The sequence below is a fragment of the Lyngbya sp. PCC 8106 genome, from assembly GCF_000169095.1.
In the GTDB taxonomy this organism is placed as follows: Bacteria; Cyanobacteriota; Cyanobacteriia; order Cyanobacteriales; family Microcoleaceae; genus Capilliphycus.
In genome coordinates, this window is sequence record NZ_AAVU01000050.1 from 25,657 (window position 1) to 50,259 (window position 24,603).

Annotated in this window: 23 protein-coding genes; 5 read left to right on the forward strand and 18 right to left on the reverse strand. The window is 41.6% G+C overall.

From position 1 onward, the window contains the following. Positions 1-160: 160 nt before the first annotated feature. From phnD to L8106_RS24810, 4 genes are all read right to left on the reverse strand, one after another. A complete protein-coding gene (phnD, locus tag L8106_RS24795) occupies positions 161-1,234 on the reverse strand; it encodes a phosphonate ABC transporter substrate-binding protein (RefSeq protein ID WP_009787262.1) in 1,074 nt (357 codons plus the stop codon). Between the two features lie 62 nt (positions 1,235-1,296). After that, the gene (phnC, locus tag L8106_RS24800; protein WP_009787263.1) at positions 1,297-2,085 is read right to left on the reverse strand and encodes a phosphonate ABC transporter ATP-binding protein; all 789 of its coding nucleotides are present in this window, start codon (positions 2,083-2,085) and stop codon (positions 1,297-1,299) included. Between the two features lie 125 nt (positions 2,086-2,210). Then, positions 2,211-4,268, reverse strand: a complete 2,058-nt coding sequence (locus L8106_RS24805) for an NAD-binding protein (protein ID WP_009787264.1) — start codon at positions 4,266-4,268, stop codon at positions 2,211-2,213. Between the two features lie 173 nt (positions 4,269-4,441). Continuing rightward, positions 4,442-4,702 carry a DUF1830 domain-containing protein gene (locus tag L8106_RS24810; RefSeq protein WP_009787265.1) on the reverse strand — a complete coding sequence of 87 codons (261 nt, stop codon included), beginning with the start codon at positions 4,700-4,702 and terminating at the stop codon, positions 4,442-4,444. 365 nt (positions 4,703-5,067) lie between these two features. On the opposite strand from L8106_RS24810, the gene L8106_RS24815 reads away from it, so the two are divergent. Together L8106_RS24815 and L8106_RS24820 are read left to right on the forward strand one after the other, a co-directional pair. Next, a complete protein-coding gene (locus tag L8106_RS24815) occupies positions 5,068-5,589 on the forward strand; it encodes an ATP-binding protein (RefSeq protein WP_009787266.1) in 522 nt (173 codons plus the stop codon). 146 nt (positions 5,590-5,735) lie between these two features. Continuing rightward, entirely contained in the window at positions 5,736-6,755 is a 1,020-nt protein-coding gene (locus tag L8106_RS24820; RefSeq protein WP_039897186.1) for a CHAD domain-containing protein, read from the forward strand. 335 nt (positions 6,756-7,090) lie between these two features. Here L8106_RS24820 and dnaN read toward each other — a convergent pair whose 3' ends face one another. Beyond that, a complete protein-coding gene (dnaN, locus tag L8106_RS24825) occupies positions 7,091-8,266 on the reverse strand; it encodes a DNA polymerase III subunit beta (protein ID WP_009787268.1) in 1,176 nt (391 codons plus the stop codon). Between the two features lie 438 nt (positions 8,267-8,704). Between dnaN and L8106_RS24830 the strand changes: the two genes are divergently transcribed. Further along, positions 8,705-9,040 carry a ferredoxin gene (locus L8106_RS24830; protein ID WP_009787269.1) on the forward strand — a complete coding sequence of 112 codons (336 nt, stop codon included), beginning with the start codon at positions 8,705-8,707 and terminating at the stop codon, positions 9,038-9,040. A gap of 327 nt (positions 9,041-9,367) precedes the next feature. Here the strand turns inward: L8106_RS24830 and L8106_RS24835 are convergent, their stop codons facing one another. Next, positions 9,368-10,318 (reverse strand): alpha/beta fold hydrolase, encoded by a 951-nt coding sequence (locus L8106_RS24835; protein WP_009787270.1) that lies wholly within the window; start codon positions 10,316-10,318, stop codon positions 9,368-9,370. A gap of 713 nt (positions 10,319-11,031) precedes the next feature. Here L8106_RS24835 and L8106_RS24840 point away from each other — a divergent pair. Beyond that, on the forward strand, positions 11,032-11,484 hold the full coding sequence (locus tag L8106_RS24840; RefSeq protein ID WP_009787271.1) for an anti-sigma regulatory factor: 453 nt from the start codon (positions 11,032-11,034) through the stop codon (positions 11,482-11,484). Positions 11,485-11,672: 188 nt separating this feature from the next. Here L8106_RS24840 and L8106_RS24845 read toward each other — a convergent pair whose 3' ends face one another. Continuing rightward, entirely contained in the window at positions 11,673-11,999 is a 327-nt protein-coding gene (locus tag L8106_RS24845; RefSeq protein WP_009787272.1) for a DUF6439 family protein, read from the reverse strand. Positions 12,000-12,134: 135 nt separating this feature from the next. On the opposite strand from L8106_RS24845, the gene L8106_RS24850 reads away from it, so the two are divergent. Beyond that, positions 12,135-12,473, forward strand: a complete 339-nt coding sequence (locus tag L8106_RS24850) for a hypothetical protein (protein WP_009787273.1) — start codon at positions 12,135-12,137, stop codon at positions 12,471-12,473. Positions 12,474-12,845: 372 nt separating this feature from the next. Here the strand turns inward: L8106_RS24850 and mtnA are convergent, their stop codons facing one another. The 11 genes from mtnA to psbB all read right to left on the reverse strand — a co-directional run. Then, a complete protein-coding gene (gene mtnA, locus L8106_RS24855) occupies positions 12,846-13,892 on the reverse strand; it encodes an S-methyl-5-thioribose-1-phosphate isomerase (protein ID WP_009787274.1) in 1,047 nt (348 codons plus the stop codon). A gap of 34 nt (positions 13,893-13,926) precedes the next feature. Next, positions 13,927-15,186 (reverse strand): NAD(P)/FAD-dependent oxidoreductase, encoded by a 1,260-nt coding sequence (locus L8106_RS24860; RefSeq protein ID WP_009787275.1) that lies wholly within the window; start codon positions 15,184-15,186, stop codon positions 13,927-13,929. A 177-nt stretch (positions 15,187-15,363) separates the two neighbouring features. Continuing rightward, positions 15,364-15,780 carry a hypothetical protein gene (locus L8106_RS24865; protein ID WP_232228566.1) on the reverse strand — a complete coding sequence of 139 codons (417 nt, stop codon included), beginning with the start codon at positions 15,778-15,780 and terminating at the stop codon, positions 15,364-15,366. Between the two features lie 426 nt (positions 15,781-16,206). Continuing rightward, on the reverse strand, positions 16,207-17,340 hold the full coding sequence (locus L8106_RS24870) for a redoxin domain-containing protein (RefSeq protein ID WP_009787277.1): 1,134 nt from the start codon (positions 17,338-17,340) through the stop codon (positions 16,207-16,209). A gap of 260 nt (positions 17,341-17,600) precedes the next feature. Continuing rightward, positions 17,601-18,857 (reverse strand): methionine adenosyltransferase, encoded by a 1,257-nt coding sequence (metK, locus tag L8106_RS24875; RefSeq protein ID WP_039897191.1) that lies wholly within the window; start codon positions 18,855-18,857, stop codon positions 17,601-17,603. 172 nt (positions 18,858-19,029) lie between these two features. Beyond that, entirely contained in the window at positions 19,030-19,785 is a 756-nt protein-coding gene (locus L8106_RS24880; RefSeq protein WP_009787279.1) for an HAD family hydrolase, read from the reverse strand. A gap of 87 nt (positions 19,786-19,872) precedes the next feature. Then, complete coding sequence (locus tag L8106_RS24885; protein WP_009787280.1) at positions 19,873-21,117, reverse strand: 30S ribosomal protein S1; 1,245 nt, start codon at positions 21,115-21,117, stop codon at positions 19,873-19,875. A 515-nt stretch (positions 21,118-21,632) separates the two neighbouring features. Beyond that, the gene (locus L8106_RS32595; RefSeq protein WP_156803819.1) at positions 21,633-21,779 is read right to left on the reverse strand and encodes a hypothetical protein; all 147 of its coding nucleotides are present in this window, start codon (positions 21,777-21,779) and stop codon (positions 21,633-21,635) included. Positions 21,780-22,155: 376 nt separating this feature from the next. Beyond that, positions 22,156-22,755: a transcriptional regulator NrdR gene (gene nrdR / locus L8106_RS24890; RefSeq protein WP_009787281.1), complete on the reverse strand. Its 600-nt coding sequence runs from the start codon at positions 22,753-22,755 to the stop codon at positions 22,156-22,158. Positions 22,756-22,964: 209 nt separating this feature from the next. Then, positions 22,965-23,060 carry a photosystem II reaction center protein T gene (locus L8106_RS24895; protein WP_009787282.1) on the reverse strand — a complete coding sequence of 32 codons (96 nt, stop codon included), beginning with the start codon at positions 23,058-23,060 and terminating at the stop codon, positions 22,965-22,967. Between the two features lie 202 nt (positions 23,061-23,262). Further along, a partial coding sequence (psbB, locus tag L8106_RS24900; RefSeq protein ID WP_009787283.1) for a photosystem II chlorophyll-binding protein CP47 occupies positions 23,263-24,603 on the reverse strand: 1,341 nt, incomplete at its 5' end.

Sequence of the window (24,603 nt, forward strand, 5' to 3'; positions counted from 1 at the left end):
AAAACTTGATTTGTTGGGAGGTGGGGAGGTAGGGAGGTCGGGAGGATTTTTATTAATAAAAAGCTATTTTTCATGTTTAAAAAATACCTCTTCCCATCACCCCATCACGGGGGCATTAACTCAGAGTTTGGGGATTTAGGGGAATAAACAATCAATAGAATTAACCTTGCACTGCTTTCAACTGTTCGTTCAACTCATTGAGTTTTTTCTCTTTATCGGCTGTATCCATATTTTCATTTTCTTGTATTTCTAGAATTTGCTTTCCAATTTCCAATTCTCGAATGGCATTCCAATTTTTGTCATCTGCGACAATAAAACCCGACCATTCTAACGGCCCTAATACCGTTTCATCGTTGTAGTTGTAGAAGAAATCTTTAATTTTTGTTTTCAACTCCTCTGGTAAATCTCGACGATAGGCAATGGGATCACTCGGAATTTCAGGGGAAGTCCAAATCACTTGAATTTTCTCTCGGGCGGCTGGATTAGTTTTTTCTAAGCGACTTAGAGATTCACTATTATTGGTTGCCACATCAACTTGATTATTCGCTATGGCTAAGGCTGTGGCTTCGTGATTTCCTGAAAAAATGAGCTTTTTAAACACTTTTTTCGGATTGACATTGTTTTTGGCAAACACATAATAACTCGGAACTAAGAAACCTGAAGTCGAGTTCGGATCATTAAAAGCAAAGGTCAGATCAGAGGCATTTTTAATCACATATTGATCGCCATCTTCGTTCACAATTTGTGACACAATTGGGTTATCTTTATTGGTGATCAAATAAGCGTAATAACCTTTAGAACCATCAAGGCCGACAGTTTGAGCAAAGGCTTCTGCGTTAGCAATTTTCGCTGCTTCAATATAGGATTTTCCACCTAACCAAGCGAGATGAACTTGTCCAAAACGCATGGCTTCAATGACTCCGTTATAAGAAGTTGCATAGAAAGCATTAATCGGCATTCCGAGTTCGTCAGACATCGCCTGAATAAACGGTTCCCAAATGGGTTTTTGATTGGCTTGAGACTCAGTAGAAATAATCCCAAAATTCAGTTCTTTAAGATCAGAGAATGACTGGGTTTGGGCGTTAGTATCAGCAACCGCTTCAGCTTCTGCTATTCCTGAGTTGGCTGGAGTTTCAGAAGTCGTCGAACTGGGTGAACAACTCGCGAGAAGTTTTGCTCCACCAAGCGATAAAATAAACCAAGAAGTAGATTTTAAAAAGTTGCGTCTTTCCATTTGTTCCTTTGAGTGACATCTTGACAATTTTTAGGGCTGAAATCGGAAATTGAGATTTAAACTCATTCTCCATGTCCACTTAAAACTAATTCTTTAGCCGCACTTCCATAGAGTTGATTGAGTCGGTTTTGATCAAGATTAGATGTTAATCCATCAAAAATAACTTCTCCCTGTTTCAGAGCAACTGCACGAGGAAAATAGCGCTGAACCATCTGCACTTGATGCAAAGAACTAATCACGGTAATTCCGTTTTGTTGGTTCAATTCGCTCAACAATTCCATGACTTTCCGAGCCGATTCGGGGTCTAGCGAAGCAATCGGTTCATCTGCTAAAATAATTCGAGCGCCTTGAACTAAACAACGAGCAATGGCAACCCGTTGTTGCTGACCTCCTGATAACAAAGAAGCACGTTTGTAGGCTTGTTCCAAAATACCGACTCGTTCTAATGCACATAAAGCCTGTATTTTTTCAGCTTTAGTAAAATAACGAATAGCTGAACGGGCGAGAGAAATTTGACCTAAATTACCAACGAGGACATTCTCGATTACGGTTAAACGTTTCACGAGATTAAATTGCTGAAAAATACAACCCATGTTGCTTCGCAATTGTCGGATTTTTGAGTGAAATTTTCCCTCAGATTGTAGAGAAAAATCAAAAACTTTGACGACACCACTCTCGCCCCGTTCTAAACCATTGAGATGACGCAGAAGTGTTGATTTCCCCGAACCTGATGCCCCCACCAAGGCAACCATTTCTCCGGATTCTACCGTAAAGCTGACCTTTTGCAGGGCGATTTTACCCTTGAAGGTTTTGGTGAGATCAATGACTTCCACCGCAGTTTCTTTTACCACACTTCTAAATTCCCCCTTTACTTTGACTATCCATAGTTTGGAAGCTTGAGATTAACAGGTCAATATCTTTAGATTATCATTAGGTTAAACTTTATAAAATATTGTCCAACTCAACAAATACTCTATTATAAAATATGAGCAAATACTTGCGATTTTCGCAGTTCTTGTACCAAACGATGAGCTTGATGTTTATATAGTGGAATTGGTAAAGTTGCGGGTAGATGATTCATCAAATTTCGAGCCAGACTCAGTTGACAGCCTGAAATTCTCACGATCACATTTGCCCCTTCAAAAGCAGCATCGGATGTGCGTGCTTTTTTCAGATGAACTTTTGTTGTTTTTGGGGCAATATTAATCCCTTGTTCAACGGCTCGTAATCCTTCTGTTGTTGCTAAGACGACCATGCGATCGCCATCTGAAAGTAGAATATCATCAGAAGGAATAAACCGAGGTAATTTGTCTTCAGATTGATGTAAAATTGGTACTAAACCATAACCATAAGCGACTTCCGACAACAGCAAACCATGCAACGTATCTCCGACTTCAATCTGATATTCTGTCACTAAAATCGTATCATTTCCCAGGCGAAATAAATTCAGAATATTTTCACCAAATGCTGCTCCTGCAAAGGCTTCAGCAGCCACTTCATAGGCACATAACGCCTGAGTATGAGGTAATAACTGAGTTAAACTCTCACTGAGACTTTGTTCCATTGTCCGAATCACCACATGACAATGAGGATTAATATTGCGTACCATCAAGCCAATTTCTAAGTTTAAAATCTCGTCATCCGTCACAATCACAACACTTCTTGCCGTCGAGAGATTAACTTTATTGAGAGCATCTGCATAATTACTAATAATTAGAGGAATAGAGGGTAATAAAGTAAAGTCAAATTGGGCATTTTCTGTAACTCCGACAATCGCTTGTTTAAACTCTTGTAAAAAAACTGCTATCCGTTGACCAACTCGACCTAAACCAATGATAATCAGATGGTTATTTTGAGGAATGGGTGGACGTTTTCGAGTGAGTTGAAATCTTGCACTTAAAAGGGCTTGAGTTAACAACGCATACAACACCCCAACGAGAGCGGTTCCGGCTAAAGTCAGCCCCAAAGCAAACAACTGTAACCACCCCGGAATTTCAGTAATGGGTTCAAACTTGCCGAAAATATCCGCATAACCACCCAAGAGCAAAATTGCCACACCATAAAAAGCGCTCAAATAAGTGGTTTGAGGATAATAAGAACGAAACAATAGTGTTCCAATGATCGACAAAACAAAAACTAACAAACCACAAAAAAGGGCAACTCGTCGCAGGGGTTGTTGTTCACTCTGTTGCCAATATTGAATGATTTGTTGTTGGAGAGACTGCCAACTTAGGTTTCGGAGTAAATTTCGTAAGATATGTCTAAAAGAGGGGGTTGTTGTTGGTGTTTTCGTTTGAGAGAATTGAGAAAATGATTGTTCAAGCACTTCAACATAGATAATTGTATCACCCGCAGAGGGCTGAATATTGGGTTCCCAGGCATGAACTTTTAAGGGTTGAGATGAACCTTTAGGAAGATGACAAATTAAACGACGACTGCGACTATTAAGATCTTGTAAACTCGAACGATTACACCAAGGATCATTCGGACTCAGTTGGCGTTGAATGATTTGAATTCGGTAGCCTTCTAAGTTAAAAAATCCTAAAATTTCAGTCCCCAAAGCCGCTAAAGCAAAGGCAAAAGCGGGGAGTTGAGTCGGTTCATAGGCGACTAAGTTGCCTAACAGTTGGCTGAGAAGTTGGTTTAGGTTTTCTTTTGAGGAACGAACAACTAAGCGGGAATGAGGGCTGAGTTTGCGAATAATTAAAGCAGTTTCGGCATTAATACGTTCGTTAGAGGTGACGATTAAGACACAGCGAAATTGTTGAATTTTTACTTGATTGAGTAGAACCGGATCACGACAATCTCCGATGATTAAATGCTCTAATAAGCTGAGGAAGTTGGGGATTTCCCATTGTTCAGAATGCACTAATTCAATAGCGCTGACTCGGACTCCATAGGCTTTGAGTGCGGCGACACAATGTTGTCCCATACCTCCTAAGCCACAGACTAAAAATTGATCGGACAGAGGTTTAGAACTGTTGTCTTGCTGATTTTGAGATCGATCTTGAGATTGATATTCAGGAGTTGACATAGATGCAACCCATCAAAAAATTAATGTACAGGAATCAACAGAGAGAAAATTGATCGGACAGTCTATTCTTAAGATCAGAGGATGAATCCCTTTGAATCTTATCTCAAAATTAGCTTCTTTTGAAAGTGGTTATTGAGAATCCCACTCTAAGTAACGATCTATTGAACTTGATTTTAGGGAATCTCGTTGACTTTGAGGCTAATACAAGGAATCTCCTTCATTTCGATATAGTTACTAAAAACAGTATAATACACTTCCAAGTTTGCTTGGTCTTCTGCTTCAAAAAGTAAATGTTGAAACGGAAAAGCAACACACTCAAAGTAGCCTGTTTTTGAATGGGAAATTCGCAACACTTGCAATTGAGAGGTTTGATTTTTGTAGCTACAAAGAATGACGTTGTTAGAGGAGGAGTTGGAGAAGTTTGCAAAATTCATAGTAGATGTTTACACATTTTTGTCTATACAAATTTCAGCACCCAAATTGATTAAACGAGCTTTGGTTCAGCACAGCGTTCTGTCTCAGGCTCTCGGGAAAAGATAAGCAACCCTAGCTAAGAGTCTACGTCCCTCTATCCCTAACTTGATCAAAGCACATCTGCTTGACAATTAAGTTAAGATGTGTTTAAGTAGTAGTTCTGAGATCACCCATTGAGTCAATAAAAAAGCCATATCAGCAAACAACCTACAGTATTCCTCGTCACTTAATGAAATAGCCGTTGACTTTTTTAATTTGTTGTAAAACGGGTAACAGATTGAACTTTGTTGATCTTCCAATTGGGAATAAATCATAGGTCATCGACATGAATCAAAAACCAACATTGCACTTCTTTTGTGGCAAAATGGCGAGTGGAAAATCTACTTTAGCTCGAACTCTCGCTTCAGAAAATAATGCAGTATTGATTTCAGAAGATCTTTGGTTATCCAAGCTTTATTCAGAAGAAATCAATGAGTTTTCAGATTATCTCAAATACTCATCCCGATTGAAAACAATCCTATCATCCCATCTTCAACATCTTCTCTTACAAGGAGTCTCAATTGTTCTTGATTTTCCGGGAAATACTCCATCACAACGGAATTGGTTTCGTTCGATATTTGAGTCGGTAGGAGTCAATCATCTCCTTCACTATATCATTGCATCCAATGAACTTTGTAAGCAGCAACTTAAAATAAGAAGTCAAGATCAACCAGAAGGTTCTGCATTTACGACTGACGAAGAATTTGAAGCGATTACCCAATATTTTCAACCTCCAACACCTGAAGAGGGATTTAAAATCAAGATCTACCAAAAGGATGAAATGGTAAATTTTGTAGACAAGAACTGAGTCAACAATTATTCATTTATTATTTCGGTTAAACAAGATCACTAATAAAAATTAAGTTTTGTAAAACAATCCTAAATTTAGTTGTTATAATAATGAGAATAAAACTGAATCATTTCGAGTAAATGATTAGATTTCGAGAGGTAAAAATGACCACAAACACTATACAAAAAGTCAAAACATTAGGAGATTGGGCTGCACTAGGAATTCAGCAACATTTAGAGAAAGTTCTCAAGCACGAACCAGAAGTTTTAACCGACAAAGATCCTGAAGAACTTCATCAGATGCGGGTAGGAATGCGGCGTTTGCGTTCTGCGATTACAGGATTTGCACCTGTGTTAGAATTACCCGAAGCAGCACAAAACAAAAAAATTGGAAAAGTCTCTCGCTGTTTAGGAAAATTGCGAGATTTAGACGTTCTCCTCGAAGCACTTCATCAGCGTTACTATCCAAATTTACCGTCTAAAGAACAGAAAATACTCAAGCAGGTTTTTTCAGAGTTAGACAAACAGCGCCAGCAAACATTTAAGCAGACGAAAAAAACAATTGAAGGTAAGAAATACAAGCAATTAAAACAGGTATTACAACAATGGTTAGACTCACCGAGTTATACAAAAATTGAACAATTACCCATTGAGGAAGTCTTACCAGATTTATTATTACCCGAAGTTAGTAAACTTTTTTTGCATCCGGGTTGGCAAGTCGGAATGGAACACTTTCAAAATGGATCAAATCCGACAAATGAATCTACTCAGAATGGATCAAATCAGCTTTCTTCAGCCACAGTAGAACTGATTTTACAAACTGAAGGACAGAAACTTCATGATCTCCGCAAACAAGTCAAGCGAGTGCGCTATCAGATGAACTTGTTTACTGATTTTTACGGCGCGACTTATTCCGCTTATTTGCAAGACATGAAAGACATTCAAGAATATTTGGGTGATATTCAAGATAGCGAAGTGTTAGAAGCAGTAATGAAGGATGTTTTGAAGTCTGATATTGAGTCCGTCTTGCCAACTTTTGCGAGTGTACTTACTGAAAGTCGTTATCAAGCATGGCAAAAATGGCAACTGTTTCAACGTCGATATCTGAATACAGAACTACGTCTAAATTTCCGTTCAACTCTGTTGCATCCTATCGTAGACTCAAATTCCCATTCCGAAGAATAAACCCTCGAAGTTAGTCACAACAACAGCCTAACGTGTGACTTCCCTCATCTGATTTAGGTGAGGGATTGTTTGATATTTTACTTGATTACTTCTTAGTAATCCTTTATTGTCTTTTAGACGTTGAGAAATCTATAGAGTAAAAAAGTTTTGTAAGCGATGCGATCGCGAATTTTGAAAGGGGTTAAGATCAGTTAGTCCTAGAGGATCACTAGAGTTTTTATCGCCTCACTTTAATTCAAGAAAATGGAGAAACTATCATTTAATTGGGCAATGAACGTTTAGCAATACTTTAAGGAACCACTATTAACCCAATTCGGGTAGAGGATTTTCTTTCTCTAATTTCTCAACTGAACAGGCATGACTAAATAGGTCATTTTCACGCCTCCTAAAGGGCTTAATATCACTGGGCTTGTTGCCGCATTCAGTTGAATTTGAATTTCAGAAGTATTGAGAACTTTTAAACCTTCCATCAAATATTTAACATTAAATGCTAGTTCTTTCGGTTCATCTCCTGAGACTTGAGCGGATAAAGATTCGAGTGCATTTCCGACATCAGCCGCTTCTACAGAGAGGGAAATTTTTTGATTGTCGTTATCAATCGTGCATTTAACGATATCATTTTTCTGACTTGCTAAGACCGCAATTCGCTCTAATGCCCCTAAAAAATTTCGGCGATCTACATTAATTTGATTTAGAAATTGATTCGGAATAAGCTGTTGATATGCCGGATAAGAGCCTTCCAATTTCCGACTATTTAAGCGTTGATTTCCCAGTTCAAATATCACTTGACTTTCATCAAATCTGAGCTTAACCATAAGTTTTGAGTCCTCTTTTCCGGGTGAGGCGGCTGCAATCATCCGTTCAACTTCCCGTAATGCCCGAGCCGGAATTGTGACTTCAAAATCCTCAATTTTTGCCGTAGAAATCGCTTCTGATTGATCATCACCATTTAAGGATTCAGCCTTAACAACCGCCAAACGATGACCATCTGTTGAGGCAAATTCTAAGTTTTCAGACTGAATTTTTAAATGTACCCCCGTTAAAACTTGTTTAGTTTCATCTGGACTGGTGGCGAATAATGTTCCTTTTAATCCTTCAATTAAAGCATCAGCCGGAAGTTGAATCGATTCTCCATCTTCAATACTCGGAAGTGCGGGATATTCCTCAGCACCCATTCCTCGAACTTGATACCGTCCTGAACTGGAATTTAAGGTAATAATAGATTCTCCCGCATCGTCATCGAGAGCAATCGGACTATTGGGTAAACGAGAGACAATATCATTGAGTAATTTTGCAGGTAGCGTGAACCTTCCCCCAACTTCAACTTCTGCACTCATCGAAGTATATATTCCTAAACTTAAATCAAAAGCAGTTAAGCTCAGTTGTTGAGTTTCGGCAGTGGCTTCGAGTAAAATATTAGATAAAATGGGATGGGTTGGACGAGAGGGAATTGCTCTAGAAATCAAGGATAAATTAGAACTTAGTTTTTCTTGTTCAACGATGAATCGCATGGATTAACCTGGGTAAAGATTGAGTGTTTTGATAAAAATTAGCAATCGAGATCTGGCGTTCTCACCACGAAATGTTATTCACAGAATGAATACACCGAGTTCTATATTTTATCGTTTTGTTTGCAATTTGATTCACTAGAATACTAATCCTGTGGAAAACTTGTGGAAAACCTGTTCAACCTCTACCCCTTTAGCTCCATAACTAAAAGCCTTTGAACGTTTTCCACAGGCTTTCAGGAAATTATCCACAGTTTTTTCCACAAAAGCTGAGGAAAAACCCGAAATCGAACTTTGACAATCGCTTTACCGGATGTTAAAGGGGTCATCGGTACACCGCCGATGAATTGGCGGTGCCTGCTTCGGACTCGATTCCCGAGTCAAAAAATCCCATCCGTCATAATGGAATAAGACATAAAGATCCACGTAGAATCCTTGACTATGCCAGAAATTCAAGTAGACAACTCAGGTTCAAATCCATCTGAACCGACTCCTCGCTGTGTGCGGGTTTGTCAAAATCAAACCTGTCTGAGACAGGGTTCCCAAAAAGTGTTACAAGCATTTCAAGACGCAGACATCTCTGACATCATCATTGAGGCTAGCGGTTGCATGGGTCAATGTAGTGTTGGCCCGACCGTTAAGGTGACTCCTGATGAAACTTGGTACTATCGAGTTCAGCAGACAGATGTTCCGATCATTATTGAACAACACCTCAAAGGGGGTCAACCCGTCGAAGAAAAACTCAACCCGAGGATTCATCCTCGTTTTTATTACTAATTTGACACTCCCACGCCGTAAACGGCGGGGATTCTTGGTTCAGCGAGTCCATTTAATACAGATAGGCTGCCCTATCTGCACCAGAGATGAATTCTCCCCAAGCGTTTTGCTCCATTTCAGAAACCTGTTTGGGTATGCCCTACCCTACAGTTCAAAACCTAAAATCTTGGTTTCTCTGTACTTGTTGCGTTGCGCGCTAATAAGCGTACAAGCTTTCCTGTACGGAACCCCATAACTTCAGTGCGTCAAGGTGCGTTGCCTTTCGGTGACTGGGTTTTTAGTGTGGTTGATTACCCTTTCCACAAAAGAAAGTTTAACATAAAGCCGTCAATCACGGACGGGGCTTGTATCCCAATTTTTTCGGTCACCACTTTCGCAAATTTCGCACTCAGACATCACCCAAGCTTGAATAAGTTCGTTGACTTGTTCGGGAACTTCATCATGGGGACAGTGACCTGCTTCGAGAAAGTGTTCAGTGAGTTGAGGATAATATTGGCGAAACTTAGCACTGCGATCGCGACAGTTGATCCACGGATCACCTTCTCCCCACAGCAACAACAACGGACAACTCAGTTGACTGAGTAAAGCATCTACTTTTTCTCCTGATCGGGTTTTAAATACCGACGCAAACACTTGTGCTGCACCCGGAGAGCAAGAAGGACGATAAATTTCTTCAACCAGTTGCTCGGTGACAGTCTCAGGGTTTAAATAAACTTTTTTCAGGGTTTTGCGAATGGTTGAGCGCCGTCTTGTCCATTGAAAGACCATGTAGCTGACCCAGTTTTGTTGGAATAGCCATCGTACACTTCCCGAAGCGGCTTTTTTCCAAGCGGGAGGAGGTGGAGCGGGTTCAGTTTGGGTAAACGGCCCCGCACTATTGATTAAAATCAAACCTCGGGCGGAGTTGGGACGTTGAGCGGCGACACACAAAGCAGCATATCCACCCAGAGAGTTACCCGCGAGGATGACAGGCTGACCAATGGTTTCGGTAATAAAATCATTCAGTTGATCCCGCCAGAGATCGCTGCTATATTCCCAGTTTGGTTTGGCTGAACGTCCGAAGCCGAGCAGGTCAATTGCCCAAACTTCAAAGTTTTCACTCAAACCGATAAGATTTTTGCGCCAATGATCGGTTGAGGCTCCAAATCCATGAATGAGTAACAACGGGGGACGCGAGGGTTGAGGTGAACCTGCCCGCACGTAATGAATTAACTGTTCTCGCCACTTCCAATAAGTACCCGAGATTGGATAGGGGTCAGCGGTTACAGTTGTTTGCATAGTATCAATGGATCTAAACTCAGGTTAATTATTATTTTTCAATTTTAGGATGGGACTGTCCGACCCGGAGTGATATCTAATTGCACAGTCTTTTTTGAACTGAGGCTATGGAGGCTGAAATCCTGATTGGACAAGGGATGAAAAGGATTGGGGAGACTCGGGATTAATCTGAAAATTTTCCAGAGAGGTGTTTTTTGGTGAGTGTTTTGATAATCTTAAAGTAAGGAGACAATTCTAATAATTGGACTTTCTAACTAAACTGAGTTGGGACAGTCGTTTCTCAAAGCATATTTGCTCACATCATGGGGGTTTTACAGTTGGAAGTTGCTGGCATACCATCTGAACCGTAGAGAAATGATAGAATTACAAGTAGAGGAACAATTTATTTTCCCTTTAGCTTGACTAAACGGGAATCTAGATCGCAAAATACGGGTATAAACTATCCCCAATTAGTTTATCCGTTGAGATCAAAGTTGAATCTATTCAGTGTGTACAACTAGCCTTGAGGCCATGTAACTCTATTTTTAGATTCGTGGCAAGGGTCTTTGATTAATGTACCCTCTAAGAAGCCGTCTCATTATCTCATCCTCTGTCAGGGAAAACTGTGAATTTGAAGACCAGCTTCAAGTCTGTTCCGCCTGTCGGAAAGGAAGTTTACCACTGATGCAGGGTGTGAAATTGATCATCCACCATGACGCCAGGGAGTTTTCCGAGTGATTGCCATATCATCGCGTCCGGTTAAACGCAACTGGGTTACAGTTAGCTTTGCTTCTACGCTCTACCTGTGTCCCATTTTAGACTTGCTTTTAGCAGAGATTCCTGATTGCTGGCAAGCGGAACTGCGCTTAGGCCTTCAGGAGGCTCTGGTCAATGCAGCCAAACATGGCAACAAGCTAGACCCCAGTAAAACAATTGTTGTCCGTTTCTCGATCATCAAAAATCAATTTTGGTGGATTATCTCTGATCAAGGATCAGGGTTTCGACCTCCTTGTCCTTGTCGAAATCCTCTGTTAGATGAACATCAAACTGGACAGGGATCAGAATTACCTGTCGATGATCACGAGTGTGGACGAGGCTTGTATATCTTGCACCAGATTTTTGATCGAGTCGCATGGAACTCTGAAGGAACTGAATTAACTATTTGTAAGGAAATTGTCAGTTCCTAATCGACGAGTTAGGCATTAGAGAATAATAGAGGGAAAGACTGAAAGCAGTTATAAACACTGCTTTTCAAGTTGATCCCAGTCAATTATAGCGGGAGGGGCGTCAAACTCAGCCTAAATTTTTGGGTAAGATTCTGCCTTGATGAGCGAATCTGCTTCTCACTATGATAACAGCAATTATTTCAATCTATTCAAGATTGTTTTTTAGAAGAATGGACACCATGAGTCGGACAAGGAGGAGCGGAGATCGAACGATCCAGCCAACCGATTGCCTGATTCAGACGAGGGATCACTTCTTGGGGTTGCTTTTTGAGTAGAAAAACAAGAGCAGCAATGATTTGTTCGCTAGCACGAGCTTGGCGATTAGATTTGAGTTGATGCCAATCTTGATCGCTGATCGCAAGACGTTCGGCTAAAGCTTGAGCGAGTTCAACGGTTGTATACTCATCTAAGCGATCGGTCTGAGAACTGTTAGCAGGCTGATCATTGTGAGTTGATTTGGGGATCGAGTTAACCATAAACGACCTTCTATTAGATTGCGATGGGGATAAGTTGCATCTTTGCATTTATAATTATGCCAAGAAACTGTACCAAGAAACCGATCCCGATTATACTGAATCAGTCTCACGAAATATAATCCGGTTAAAACACAGATGACATCGGAAGATCAGGAGTTTGAGCAAGCTTTATCTGAGATCGAGCGATCGCTCTTAGAAATTAAACAGCGTTACGCTCAAGTCAAGCGAGACGGTCAGCGTCAAGCCGAACTGAAAAACCGCATTGATGAAGTGATCCCCGAATTGCGTCAAACCCGATCCCGTCAATTGCGAGAGGAATTACGTCAAATAGAAGCTGAGTTGGAAACCATTGAACTTAATCTCGAAAGTCGCTTGTTTACTTGGGGAAGTCTCAGGGAACCCTTTTGGCAAGCAGTTCGCTTTGGAGGGTTGGGGATCGTCATCGGATGGGTACTTCAATCTTTAGCCGGATAAGTCCAACGCATTCAACTATAGTTTTGGGGTTCTGCGATAGTTGTTATGGGTGATTTCTTTCTATTTTTGATTTCACGTATTAAGTGCATTTTTGTCAATTATTTATAACTATCTATCGAATGCAAAAAAGCAATATTCTTGTTAGGAAATTTTTATATCAAATCTATAAGCGAGTCAATATTGTTCAGTTTTAGCAGTTTTTGATTTCTTCATTGTTCTATTGGGTCGCACTCATTTACGAGTTGATTAAGAAAAAGAGGCGATCGCAATGAACGGAATTACTCATACTACAAACTTTGCCAGATCAAACTTCCCTATTCCCCTGACTAGAAACCCGGTAACTTGTGATCAGCCGGGTTTCTCTATCCACAATTATTTCAACGTTCTTAATTCCCCAGGTTTAACTGCCCCCTTTTCGGTAATAATGGCAGAAATTAATTCCGCTGGCGTAACATCAAAAGCGGGGTTATAAAACTCAACTCCCGTCGGACATAAACGAGTATTACCCACTTCATAGAGTTCACTAACATCTCGTTCTTCAATCGGAATTTCCGCCCCCGTTTCTCGTTTAAAATCAATCGTTGAGAGAGGAGCAGCAACAAAAAAAGGAATATTGTGCGCTTTGGCAACTAACGCTAAACTATAAGTGCCAATTTTATTGGCAGTATCCCCATTAGCAGTAATCCGATCTGCGCCGACAATCACCGCATGAATCAAACCTTGTTTCATACAATGCGCCGCCATATTATCCGCAATTAAAGTGACTGGAATTTGGTCTTGAACACATTCCCAAGTTGTTAATTTTGCTCCTTGTAAACGCGGACGAGTTTCATCAGCATAGACTCGTTCTAAGCGTCCTTCTCGCCAAGCCGAACGAATTACCCCTAAAGCAGTTCCATAGCCTCCTGTTGCTAATGCTCCAGCGTTACAATGAGTCAAAACATTCAGTTTTTGAGGAGAAGTTGGTAAAACGCTTAATCCGTTATCTCCAATTAATTTACAGGTTTGGATATCCTCAGCATGAATCGTTTTTGCCTTTTCTAATAACGCTTGTTGTACCTGTTCAACTGAGCCGTTTGTTTCTTCTGCCGTCTTCAGCATTTGATCAATTGCCCAAAACAAATTAACCGCCGTTGGACGAGTGCGGCGTAATACATCTGCCACTGTTTCTAACTGAGTAAAAAATTCCTGACGATCTACGCTCTGAATGTCTCGCGCACCGAGATATATTCCATAAGCTGCGGCAATTCCAATCGCTGGTGCCCCCCGAACAATCATGGTTTTAATCGCATGAGCCATATCTTCATAGCGACTAATTTCAATCTGAGTATACTCTTTCGGGAGACGGGTTTGATCAATCAGCAGAACATGATCATCTTGCCAAATGATCGGATAAACTTGAGTCAGGCTAGAAGTCATAGGAAGTTGGGGATAGAAATCCAGAATTTTTATTCTAGTCTACACCTTTTAGGATATTTATGTTAGTGAAGCCAGAGCGAACCTGTCCTATTAAATTGTGAATCTTGCCTGAGAGCTTGTAGCGTAGATAAGGTAAAAATCTGCGATAGATTGGGTTAAAATTATATTCAAAAATAAATTGTAAAATTTCGTCTGTACTCAACTGGTTTAGATAGGTTACTCCCCGATCTATAAACTGATCACTGTATTCTAAATATTTACTGATTCCCATTCGTTCTGACCAATCCCAAGCTTTTTTATAGGTCTGGTGCATTTCCTGCTGATAAGAACTAAAATCAACTTGTTTTCCAGAAAGATAACCTTCAATATACCGACAAGCAATTTCTGCACTTTGCATTCCATGTCGAATTCCTTCTCCACCTAACATATTGACTGTAGAAACGGCATCTCCAATCGCGATAGTATTGTTTCGATAATAGGTGTCTTGAAGACCGCTACAGTATTTGAATACTCCTCCATGAACATTCACTACCTTATAGGGAATATCTTGCAGATAATCCTTCAAAATGAGTTCTATATAAGTTCGTAGAGAGCTGGTTTTCTCGACAATTTTATGAGGACGATTCCACTGAATCGAACCTACCCTTAAAAGATTGGGTTCCATCGGAAAAATCCAAGAATATCCTTTTGGCCTCCATTTGTTGCCCAATAAAAAAGTTAATTTTTCAGCATATTTTTGATAGTCTGAGCTACCCACTTCGATTAAATATTCTGTCCCGGTTCCGGTGAGATAGAGAAGATGTTGTTGCTTGGGTGGACACATCACCGCTCGGATTTGACCAGTGGCATCTACCAAAACTTGAGTTGATACTTTAACGGTTTCACTATTTCCATAAGGTTTGAACTCAACAATCGTTTTTCCGCTTTCTTGAGCAGATTGAATGTAGCGATGTCCCATCCAGACTTCACTACCTTGTCGTTGAACTTCTTGTGCTAAAAATTCTCGCAGTTTGGCAAAATTTAAGACAGCTCCTAAAGGCTCGTCGCATTCCCAACTCTGATGAATATTAGTGGTGACTATCACAATTTTTTGCCATAAACTGCCAACCACATCAGAAGGAAGATTATATCGTTCTAAAGTTTCTATGGGAGTTGCAGCACTGGAGAAATCATTTTGGGCGAAGGTTTGATGTTGTTCAGCGAGTAAGACTTTTTTTCCCGACTTGGCAAGCTGTCTTGCACAGTGACCACCAGATGGCCCGGCTCCCACCACAACAACATCAAAATGTCTCATTTTTCCAATCGTAATGATAGCTGCTATTATAGTTTAGCGGATGTGTTGCACTGTATTGTCTAAACCAACGGTGTGATCGCCGCAAGCAAGCTGTTTGCCTATACTGGAGTAGATGCTGTTGTTCGTTAGAATTACAGAAGTAATTTTCTGTTAGTAATTGTGTTTAAAAGCCACAATTTAATCGACAGTAGAGGAATTGCAACTGACAATATTTACCTTTTGAAGACAGTCAATAGATGGTTTTGTTGAAACAATCGGAATAAATTCTCCTTCGAGTACAAAATCATCAGCATTGAGAACGACACCTAAAATAGCTTGGGTTGATTTTAATTTAATCACAGCATCATCTAAAAATCCATCTTCATCAAAATCAATCAGTTCCATATAGTCGAGATCTGCTTCGCTTAGTCCGCCTGTAATTCCGATTTTATCTCCATCTGTAAACCAATCAAAACTCGTAATGACCTGGGCTTGATAAACATTATTAGTTGCGGCATGAGCTTCTAAAATAAACACATCAGTATTACCGTTACTACTGAAGATTTCAGCTTGAACAGACATCGGAGTAACTAAAGTTGCAATGCAAGGCAGCACAGTTGCTAGCAGTAATGTGCTTAATTGTGTTACGATCATTTATTGAAGATTCATCTCTACAGTTTCTCTCTACGGAGGTGTAGACTGACTATCTGAAAGCTACGTGCTAATCCTTCGACCTAGACACAATCTTAATGCAAAGATAAGTTTTAGGTTAGGATGCTACAATCATTAGCTGATCGGGAATTATCCCCTGTTTAAGCTCCCCCAGATGAGCGTATTTTGATAGACAATTTATGAATTGGTTCTGATTTTATCAGAAAAACGTGTAAAAACTAAAAGTATTAAATCAATCCCTGTATTCAAAACGCCAATGAGTAAATCAACCTGTCTATCCTCTAATTTTTATTGATGGATAGATAAGTTTACAGGGATTGTTTAAATTTAATAACTGAGTCCTGATTCGGCTGAAAAATCCTTGAATATTTACGGTTGAACTCGAATCACTTGTTCATAATTATTTTGAACTTTTTCCTCGTATTTTTGACGGGCTTCGGCATCTTGATCGCTGTAAAAAAACGCCAGCAAAGCAAAACGACGACCTGCGGTTACATCCGTCGCTTCGTGCATTAAAGAGCAAGAAAAAATAATTGCACTCCCCGTATCGGGTTTATAAAGATGAGGAGTATGTTCTGAAAATCTTAAAAATCCGCCTTCATATTCTTCCACATTCAAGTTAATCGTCATGGCAAACCGACGGTGAGCAGTTCCCTGTGTGGTATTATCTCGATGAGGACGAAAATATCCACCGTCTTTGGCATCATAACAGGCTATTTTGTAGGATTCTCGACGGTTGACTTCAAATTGAAAAGCCTGTTTAATTTCTGGAAAAACTCGTTGCTGCATCAGAGAATCAATATAATTGATCAAAGACTTATCTTCGATAAAATGATCGCGACGGAGTTTATGGCTGGGGTCAAAATATCCTACAGTTTTCTCTCCATCTTGTTTCATAAAACCGGATTCTGAGTTCCCGCGAGTTTCCCAAATTTCCATCAGGTAGCGACAAAAATTGAGATCGAGAACGTTAGGAATGAGCAACACAGGGGCTTGCATTTGAATAGCTCGGGGTTCTTCTCGACGGATTAGAACCGGAATATCTGCTAATAGTTTGTTAATCGCTTCTTCGAGGTTAGCGAGTGGATATATCTTTAAAATTCGTAAGTTAGAATCAAGTAAAAAAGCCGTCCGAATATAGGAGACACTAGAGCGATCATTCTCATCTAAAGAACAAACTCCATACTTTATACTAACTCCCAAGTTAGAATCACAGAGCAAAGTAAAGGGAAGACGATGATATTGAGAAAATTTTTGGCGGGATTCTGGGAGATTTGAACTAATAGAAAAAACCCGCACATCCGATTGATTTAAAATCGGCATTAAATCTCGAAATCGACAGGCAATTTCTTGACAAGCGGGAATTTCATCCTGAGCATAAAAGAAAAGAATAATCGGTTTTCCGGCATTGCTACGCAGGAAGAAATTGGCTTGATTTTGAGTCGGTAAGCAAAACCAAGGAGCAGGATCACCAACCCGAAGTAATGGGGTTTGAGGTTTCATTTTTCGGATTTTCGATTTACCGATTTTACGACTAAAAATAGCTTCAAAAAGTTCCTCGAATTGTCCCTATTTTTCCTGCGATCTAAAACTCAAAAATAAAAGCCCTTCTATAAAGAAGAGCTAGTCGTTAAAAATGTTTTCAATTCTACCAGACAACTCAAAGAGGGAGAAATCTGATCGTAAAAATTAAGCCAGATTTCAGGTTTGATTGTCTAGCAATGATATTTTTGTCACTCTTCAAATAGAGGAGATAACGACAATTAACCAACCGCAGATACAGGTAACAGAGCGTCTTTTAACATCTGAACTTTATCCGTTCTTTCCCAGGGTAAACCCAGGTCAGTCCGTCCAAAATGACCGTAAGCTGCAACTTCTTGGAAGAAGTGTCCACCTCGTTTACCCGGCAAATTCTGCAAGTCAAAGGCTTGAATCATTCCGGCCGGCCGCAGTTCAAAGTTCTGCTGAATGACTTCAATCAGCTTGTCTTCGTCTACTTTGCCAGTACCGAAAGTTTCAATAAACAGACTCACCGGACGAGCAACACCAATCGCATAACTCACCTGAACTTCGCACTTATCGGCTAATCCAGCAGCAACAATGTTTTTAGCAATATAGCGGCAAGCATAAGCAGCAGTACGGTCTACTTTCGTGGGGTCTTTACCGGAAAAAGCACCCCCTCCATGACGAGCATAACCGCCATAGGTATCGACAATAATTTTGCGGCCAGTTAAACCCGAATCCCCTTGAGGGCCTCCGATCACAAATTTACCTGTGGGGTTCACTAAAAAGCGCGTTTTAGCATCAGGCTTAATGCTAATATCCTCAAACACAGGTTCTACCACTTCTGACCACAGATCTTGCTTAATCCGGGCTTGAATGGCAACGGGGTCAGAAATACCTGCAATCGTAGCCGTGTGTTGAGTGGAAACTAAAATCGTATCAATTCCCACTGGACGACCATCTTCGTAGACGATAGTGACTTGGGTTTTACCATCTGGACGCAGATAAGGAAGGGTGCCATTTTTGCGTACCGCCGTCAATTGACGAGAAATGCGGTGGGCTAAACTGATAGGCAAAGGCATCAGTTCCGGCGTTTCATTGCAAGCATAGCCGAACATCAAGCCCTGATCTCCAGCACCAATAGCATCTAACTGTTCTTCACTCAGATGTTCCCGTGTCTCCTGAGCCATATCAACCCCTTGGGCGATATCTACGGATTGTTCATCTAGAGCAACCAGAACAGAACAGCTATCGGCAGAAAAACCATTCTCGGCATGAGTGTAGCCAATTTGAGCAATCTTTTTACGAGCGACGTCAATATAGTTGACTTGTGCTTTAGAGGTGATTTCGCCCGTAATTAAAACTAATCCGGTGTTGACCACGACTTCGGCAGCAACACGGCTTTTTGGATCTTGAGCAAGTAAAGCATCCAAGATAGCATCCGAGATTTGATCACAAATTTTATCGGGATGCCCTTCAGTAACGGATTCAGATGAAAAAAGGTAACGACGAGACAAAGGGAGTTCCTCCTTATTATAGAGCTTGGTTGATTGTGAAGTTTTTGATTGAACTCGCAATTCAAGCTACCCTGACTTACTAGAGTTATTCACAAACCCGTGCATGGGTCTGTTACTCTACCAGAAGTGAACAGAACAAGGATTTAACCACATCCTTACTCTGACTTCTCAGCTAGCGGGAATCGTCCGTAGTTTGGAGAACTTGGATTTCGTCGAGCTGTGTAATAATAACATCTGCCCGGTACAAATTAATAGCTTTTTGGGATTTCCAGTTTATACCAATACAACCGGCTGCACCTGCCTGTTTCGCCATATCCATATCAACTTCCGCGTCTCCAACCATCAGAGTCTGAGAAGCGAGTACATCTAAATCTTTACAGGCTTGCAAATATAAAGCCGGATCAGGCTTGCTTAAACCTTGATCTACACCGATTTGAACTTGAATATAGTCTCCGAGTTGATAATGTTTGACAAATGCTTCGACTTCACGACGGGGAGCTGCCGAAAGAATTGCCAATTTCAATCCAACTTTTGCCAGAGACTTAAACACCTCTAAACTCCCAGGAAATAGAGGTGACGGAGGTGCGTCTTTCATGTACTGGTCAGCATCATTAAAGGCTTGACGCGCGATTTCCAATGATTCTAACCATCCCCGTCCTGTCTCCGCAACATAGGAAGCCGCAGCAATTTCATTTTCTCGCCGACTGCCGACAGCCATCAGTCCAGCCGGATCGATTTGATCACCATCAACACCAAACGCCATTAAAAGCGGATCTCCAATACCTGGAATCTGAGCATCAATTAAACGTGATCGCTTCTGAGCCAGATTTCTCAAAAAGTTTTCAGAATCTTCTAACGTGCCGTCCTTATCAAAAATAACAGCCCTAATCTTCTCAAAGGTAACGCCCTGAACCTCAATTTTAACCAAGCACAACTCTCCCTAAAACGTGAGTCTGATTGCTTAACAGGCTTAAAAAAGAGGGACATTCCCTCTTCCCTAAAACCTGAGAGTCTTCTAAGATTCAGCAACTGCCGAAGCTTCTTCTTCTTCTTCTTTTTCGGGTTCAGCCTCGGGTTCAGCTTCAAGTTCAGCTTCAGGTTCAGCCTCGGGTTCAGCCTCGGGTTCAACCTCAAGTTCAGCCTCGGGTTCAACCTCAAGTTCAGCTTCGGGTTCAGCCTCAAGTTCAGCTTCGGGTTCAGCCTCGGGTTCAGCCTCGGGTTCAGCTTCTTTCACCTCTGCTGTCGTCGTTTCCGCAACTTCGGTGTCTGCGACTACTTCCTCGACCTCATCATTTTCGGTTGCGGACGGAATATCTGCTTCCTCGACCTCTGCTTCGCCTGTAGGAGCATCGGTTCCTTGCTGTTCAGCTAGCATTTTCTCCCGGAATTTAGCCGCCATCTCCTCAGCTTTTTCATATACTAGCTCAGGATTTTTCACCATTGCTCCCGGTTCGGGTTCAAGCTGCTTGGTTGAGAGTGAAATCCGACCCCGATCTGCATCAAGATCAATAATCATCACCTTCACTTCATCGTTCACATTAAAGACACTATGAGGTGTATCAATGTGATCATGAGAAATTTCCGAGATGTGCAGCAAGCCACTCACGCCTCCAATATCAATAAAGGCACCGTAGGGCTTGATTCCGCGTACTGTTCCGATCACAACTTCTCCGACTTCGAGTCGGTTCATCTTCCGCTCAACTAAAGCACGACGATGACTCAATACCAGTCGGTTTCGGTCTTCGTCTACTTCTAGGAATTTCAGAGGGAGTTCTTCTGAGACTAATTCCTCTTTGGGCTTACGGGTACTAATATGGGAGCCGGGAATAAAACCTCGTAATCCTTCAATTCTGACCAAAGCACCACCTCGGTTGGTTGCAAAGACTTGGGATCTAACCGTTGCATCTTCTGCTTGCAGTTGACGAACTCGTTCCCAGGCTCGCATATACTCAATCCGACGAATTGAGAGGGTAAGCTGCCCATCTTCGTTCTCGTCGGTCAGAATGAAAAATTCACGGGTCTCGTTGGACTGTAATACTTCGTCCGGACTCTCCACCCGGTTAATTGACATTTCCTGGAGGGGAATATAAGCTGCGGTCTTAGCACCAATATCAATCAGAGCGCCTCTAGGTTCTAAACTAAACACTGTCCCGGCAACCACATCTCCCGGACTAAAATGATAGTCATACTGATCGAGTAGGGCGGCAAAATCTTCGTGGGTAAAGCCCACATCTCTCTGATTGGTTTTCTGATTGATCATGCGAGTTGTTTCCTAGATTTTCTCTCCTTAGTAGTTTTTGACACAACTTAGAGCCTTTCTTCCATTTGCTTGATCTTTAGATTCAGATTAGGCATTGGAAGATCCCAAGTTTTGAGGTGACGTTCAACCTCACTCTAATTGCTTTGACCTGCACCTCTTTTAAAGTGAGGGCAGGACAAAAAGTTGGGTCTAACTAAGCTTAGATCCATTATAGAACTATAGCTAATCAACTCTAACGAATTTTCCTACTCTTGACTGGAGATTGCCGAAAAGTAAGGAATAAGCAGTCTTGTAACTGTAACTCTACGGTTATGTCGATTAGTCTTAGTTGACCTCCTCACCGTCTGTTAGGACGATGATTCCTACCAGGCTTTTCGCCTCTCGGTGGGTTGACACTTCGCAGGATGCTGCTACCCATTACGGTAGTCTTACAAGTCCTCCACGTCCGTTTAGAGTCTCCGGTAGCCCTTCGGCGACTGATTTCTGATCTGGGCATAAGCCTAGATTTTTTACAGTTAATCACCCGAAAGGGCGAAGCTTTTATCCCGCTTATTTTTGGTCAGAGCATTACTATTATGCCACAATAATTCGAGTTTTGTGTTAAGAGATTGAACCTGTTCTACAAAACCTGTACAAAACGTCGCATTACAACACTTTTGCACTGTTTGCTTCCTGTTTCAAATCAGGACTGTCGGCAGCACCCTGTCCACAGGCTGAAAATCGGCTGGAACCCAACCTATTATTGAGTTTTCATTGACAACTTTGGATCTCTACTCCACTATTTTCAGGAAATTTAAAACTGATGGCTTTACTCAGTTGCCTTTTTACAGGCTGCCCACTAGACAAGAATTCTCTGGGATGTCAAGCCTTAAATGCTTTAATCGCTTGGTTTTCGCGTTTTTTGATTGTATCACATTCAGAAAATACCTTGAAGCAACTCAAAGTAACGCAAATCGTATACTAGATTACATCTCTCCCCCCTGAATCGAGTTGCCGTCCCTTCAAAAAGACAATAACGGATGATTTCTTGCTCAAAAATTAAGGAAAAATAGCCTCTTGCTGTCGAGGTGAATTTTGATCAACTTCCTCGTCTGATGAGGATGAACAACTGAACGAACTCAACTGAGAAGATCCGGGCTGTAACGACTGAGACTCCTCTGGTTCTTGAGTTGAATCACTTCTTGTCTGGTAGCTTTTGAGGTGATCTAATGTCTCTACAAAATCTCGAATTCCTTGAAACTTTCGATAAACGGATGCAAAACGGACATAAGCCACTTCACTTACCGATTGTAGCTGTTCTAGAACCAATTCTCCAATTTCCTGACTCGAAACTTCTCGGACAGCCCGTTGTTGGAGTTCAGCTTCAATTTCATCAATCACTGTCTCTAAAGCACCTGTTTCAATCCCGGTCTTTTCACAAGCGCGAATCAAACCTCGTAACAATTTGGAACGATCAAACGACTCTCTCTTACCATCTCGCTTAATGACGGTAATGGGAACATATTCTATTCGTTCATAGGTCGTGAAGCGATGCTTACAATTCAAACATTCTCGCCGCCTGCGAATACTTTTACCCGACTCTGCGGAGCGAGACTCTAAAACCCGACTACTGGTGTGTTGGCAAACAGGACATTGCATAACTATCGATCTTCAAGTGGGAACTTCCTTAAACGGGTCACTCCCCTGAAATTGAGTGAAGAGAACAGAATTTTTTTGAGAAAAACCTGATTACAGACTTCAAAAGGTAAAGGAATTTTCCCTCGCCCCATGAAGTCTGTTTATATTTGATTTGATCGGCGCTATGTTATGGAGAACTTTGCGAATCTCCAGCAAAAAAGCTTTCTTGTCTATTTTCCAATCCGAGGAGGTTCCCGGAAGGCGATCGCAAAAAATAGCACTCCAATCCCCAAAGCCAAAACTAAGATATATGCAACGCTTTCCATATCGTCAACGTTTCCTTATATTTCTATTGATTACCAGTTTACCAGTTGAGCGTTCAAAACTGTCGAAAGAATGGACTTTTATTTGGCTCAACGCAAGATGAGAGCTAAGACTAGACGATCAATTTAATCTTCTAGCTTAACTCTCAACCTCTAAAATCAACTCAAATCTGGGGTTAATCAAATTCAAGTTCAGAATGTGACTTTAAACCGTCTTGTTAGTACGAGTTGTTTTGTCACCCAATTTCTGGAACAGTCCCCATTCCACCTGCTCTTCGAGATCCGCTTCAATTCCCGCAAATACATCTCGGAAAATGGTACGAGAACCGTGCCAAATATGTCCAAAGAAGAATAGCAGAGCGAAACAGGCGTGAGCAAAGGTGAACCAGCCTCTTGTACTGGTGCGGAATACCCCGTCAGAATTCAAGGTTTCTCGGTCAAACTCAAAGGGCTGACCTTGTTGAGTTAAACGAGCATATTTCTTGACTGTGGGAGCATCGCTGTAAGTCTGACCATCTAACAACCCGCCATAGAAGGAAGCCGTGATACCAGCTTGCTCAAAGCTATAACGAGATTCTGCCCGACGGAAGGGAATATCCGCTCGGATCACACCGTCAGAGTCCTGTAAGACAACCGGGAAGGTTTCAAAGAAGTTGGGAAGACGACGAACTGACAAGTCGCGACCTTCACTGTCTTTGAATACGGGATGACCTAACCAAGCTTGGGCAATACCATCACCGTCGTTCATCGGGCCAACACGGAATAAACCGCCCTTAGCCGGACTGTTACCGACATAATCATAAAATGCCAGTTTTTCCGGAATCTTTGACCAAGCTGTTGATAAGCTATCGCCAGATGCTACACTCGCCTGAACTCGCCGCTCAATTTCTTGCTGGAAGTAGCCTTGATCCCACTGATAACGAGTCGGGCCAAATAGCTCGATCGGAGTTGCCGCAGAACCATACCACATTGTTCCGGCTACCACAAAAGCTGCAAAGAATACAGCCGCAATACTGCTAGATAGTACGGTTTCGATGTTCCCCATCCGTAGAGCTTTGTAAAGCCGTTGGGGAGGTCGCACAGATAAGTGGAATAAACCCGCAATAATGCCGACAATACCCGCTGCAATGTGGTGAGCAACAATCCCCCCGGAATTAAAGGGGTTAAAGCCTTCTGGTCCCCACGAGGGGGCGACGGGTTGAATACTGCCTGTCAAGCCATAGGGATCTGAAACCCACATTCCGGGGCCGAATAGTCCCGTTAAGTGAAAGGCTCCGAAGCCAAAGCATAAAAGACCAGACAAGAATAGATGAATCCCAAACATTTTGGGTAAATCTAAAGCAGGTTCGCCCGTGCGGGGATCGGTAAAGAGTTCAAGATCCCAAAAAACCCAGTGCCAAACCGCCGCTAAGAACAGCAAGCCGGACAAAATGATATGAGCCGCAGCGACTCCTTCAAAAGACCAAATACCAGGATTGCCTGCTGCCTCGCCTGTAACGCTCCAACCCGCCCAAGATTCGGTAACACCCAAGCGAGCCATGAACGG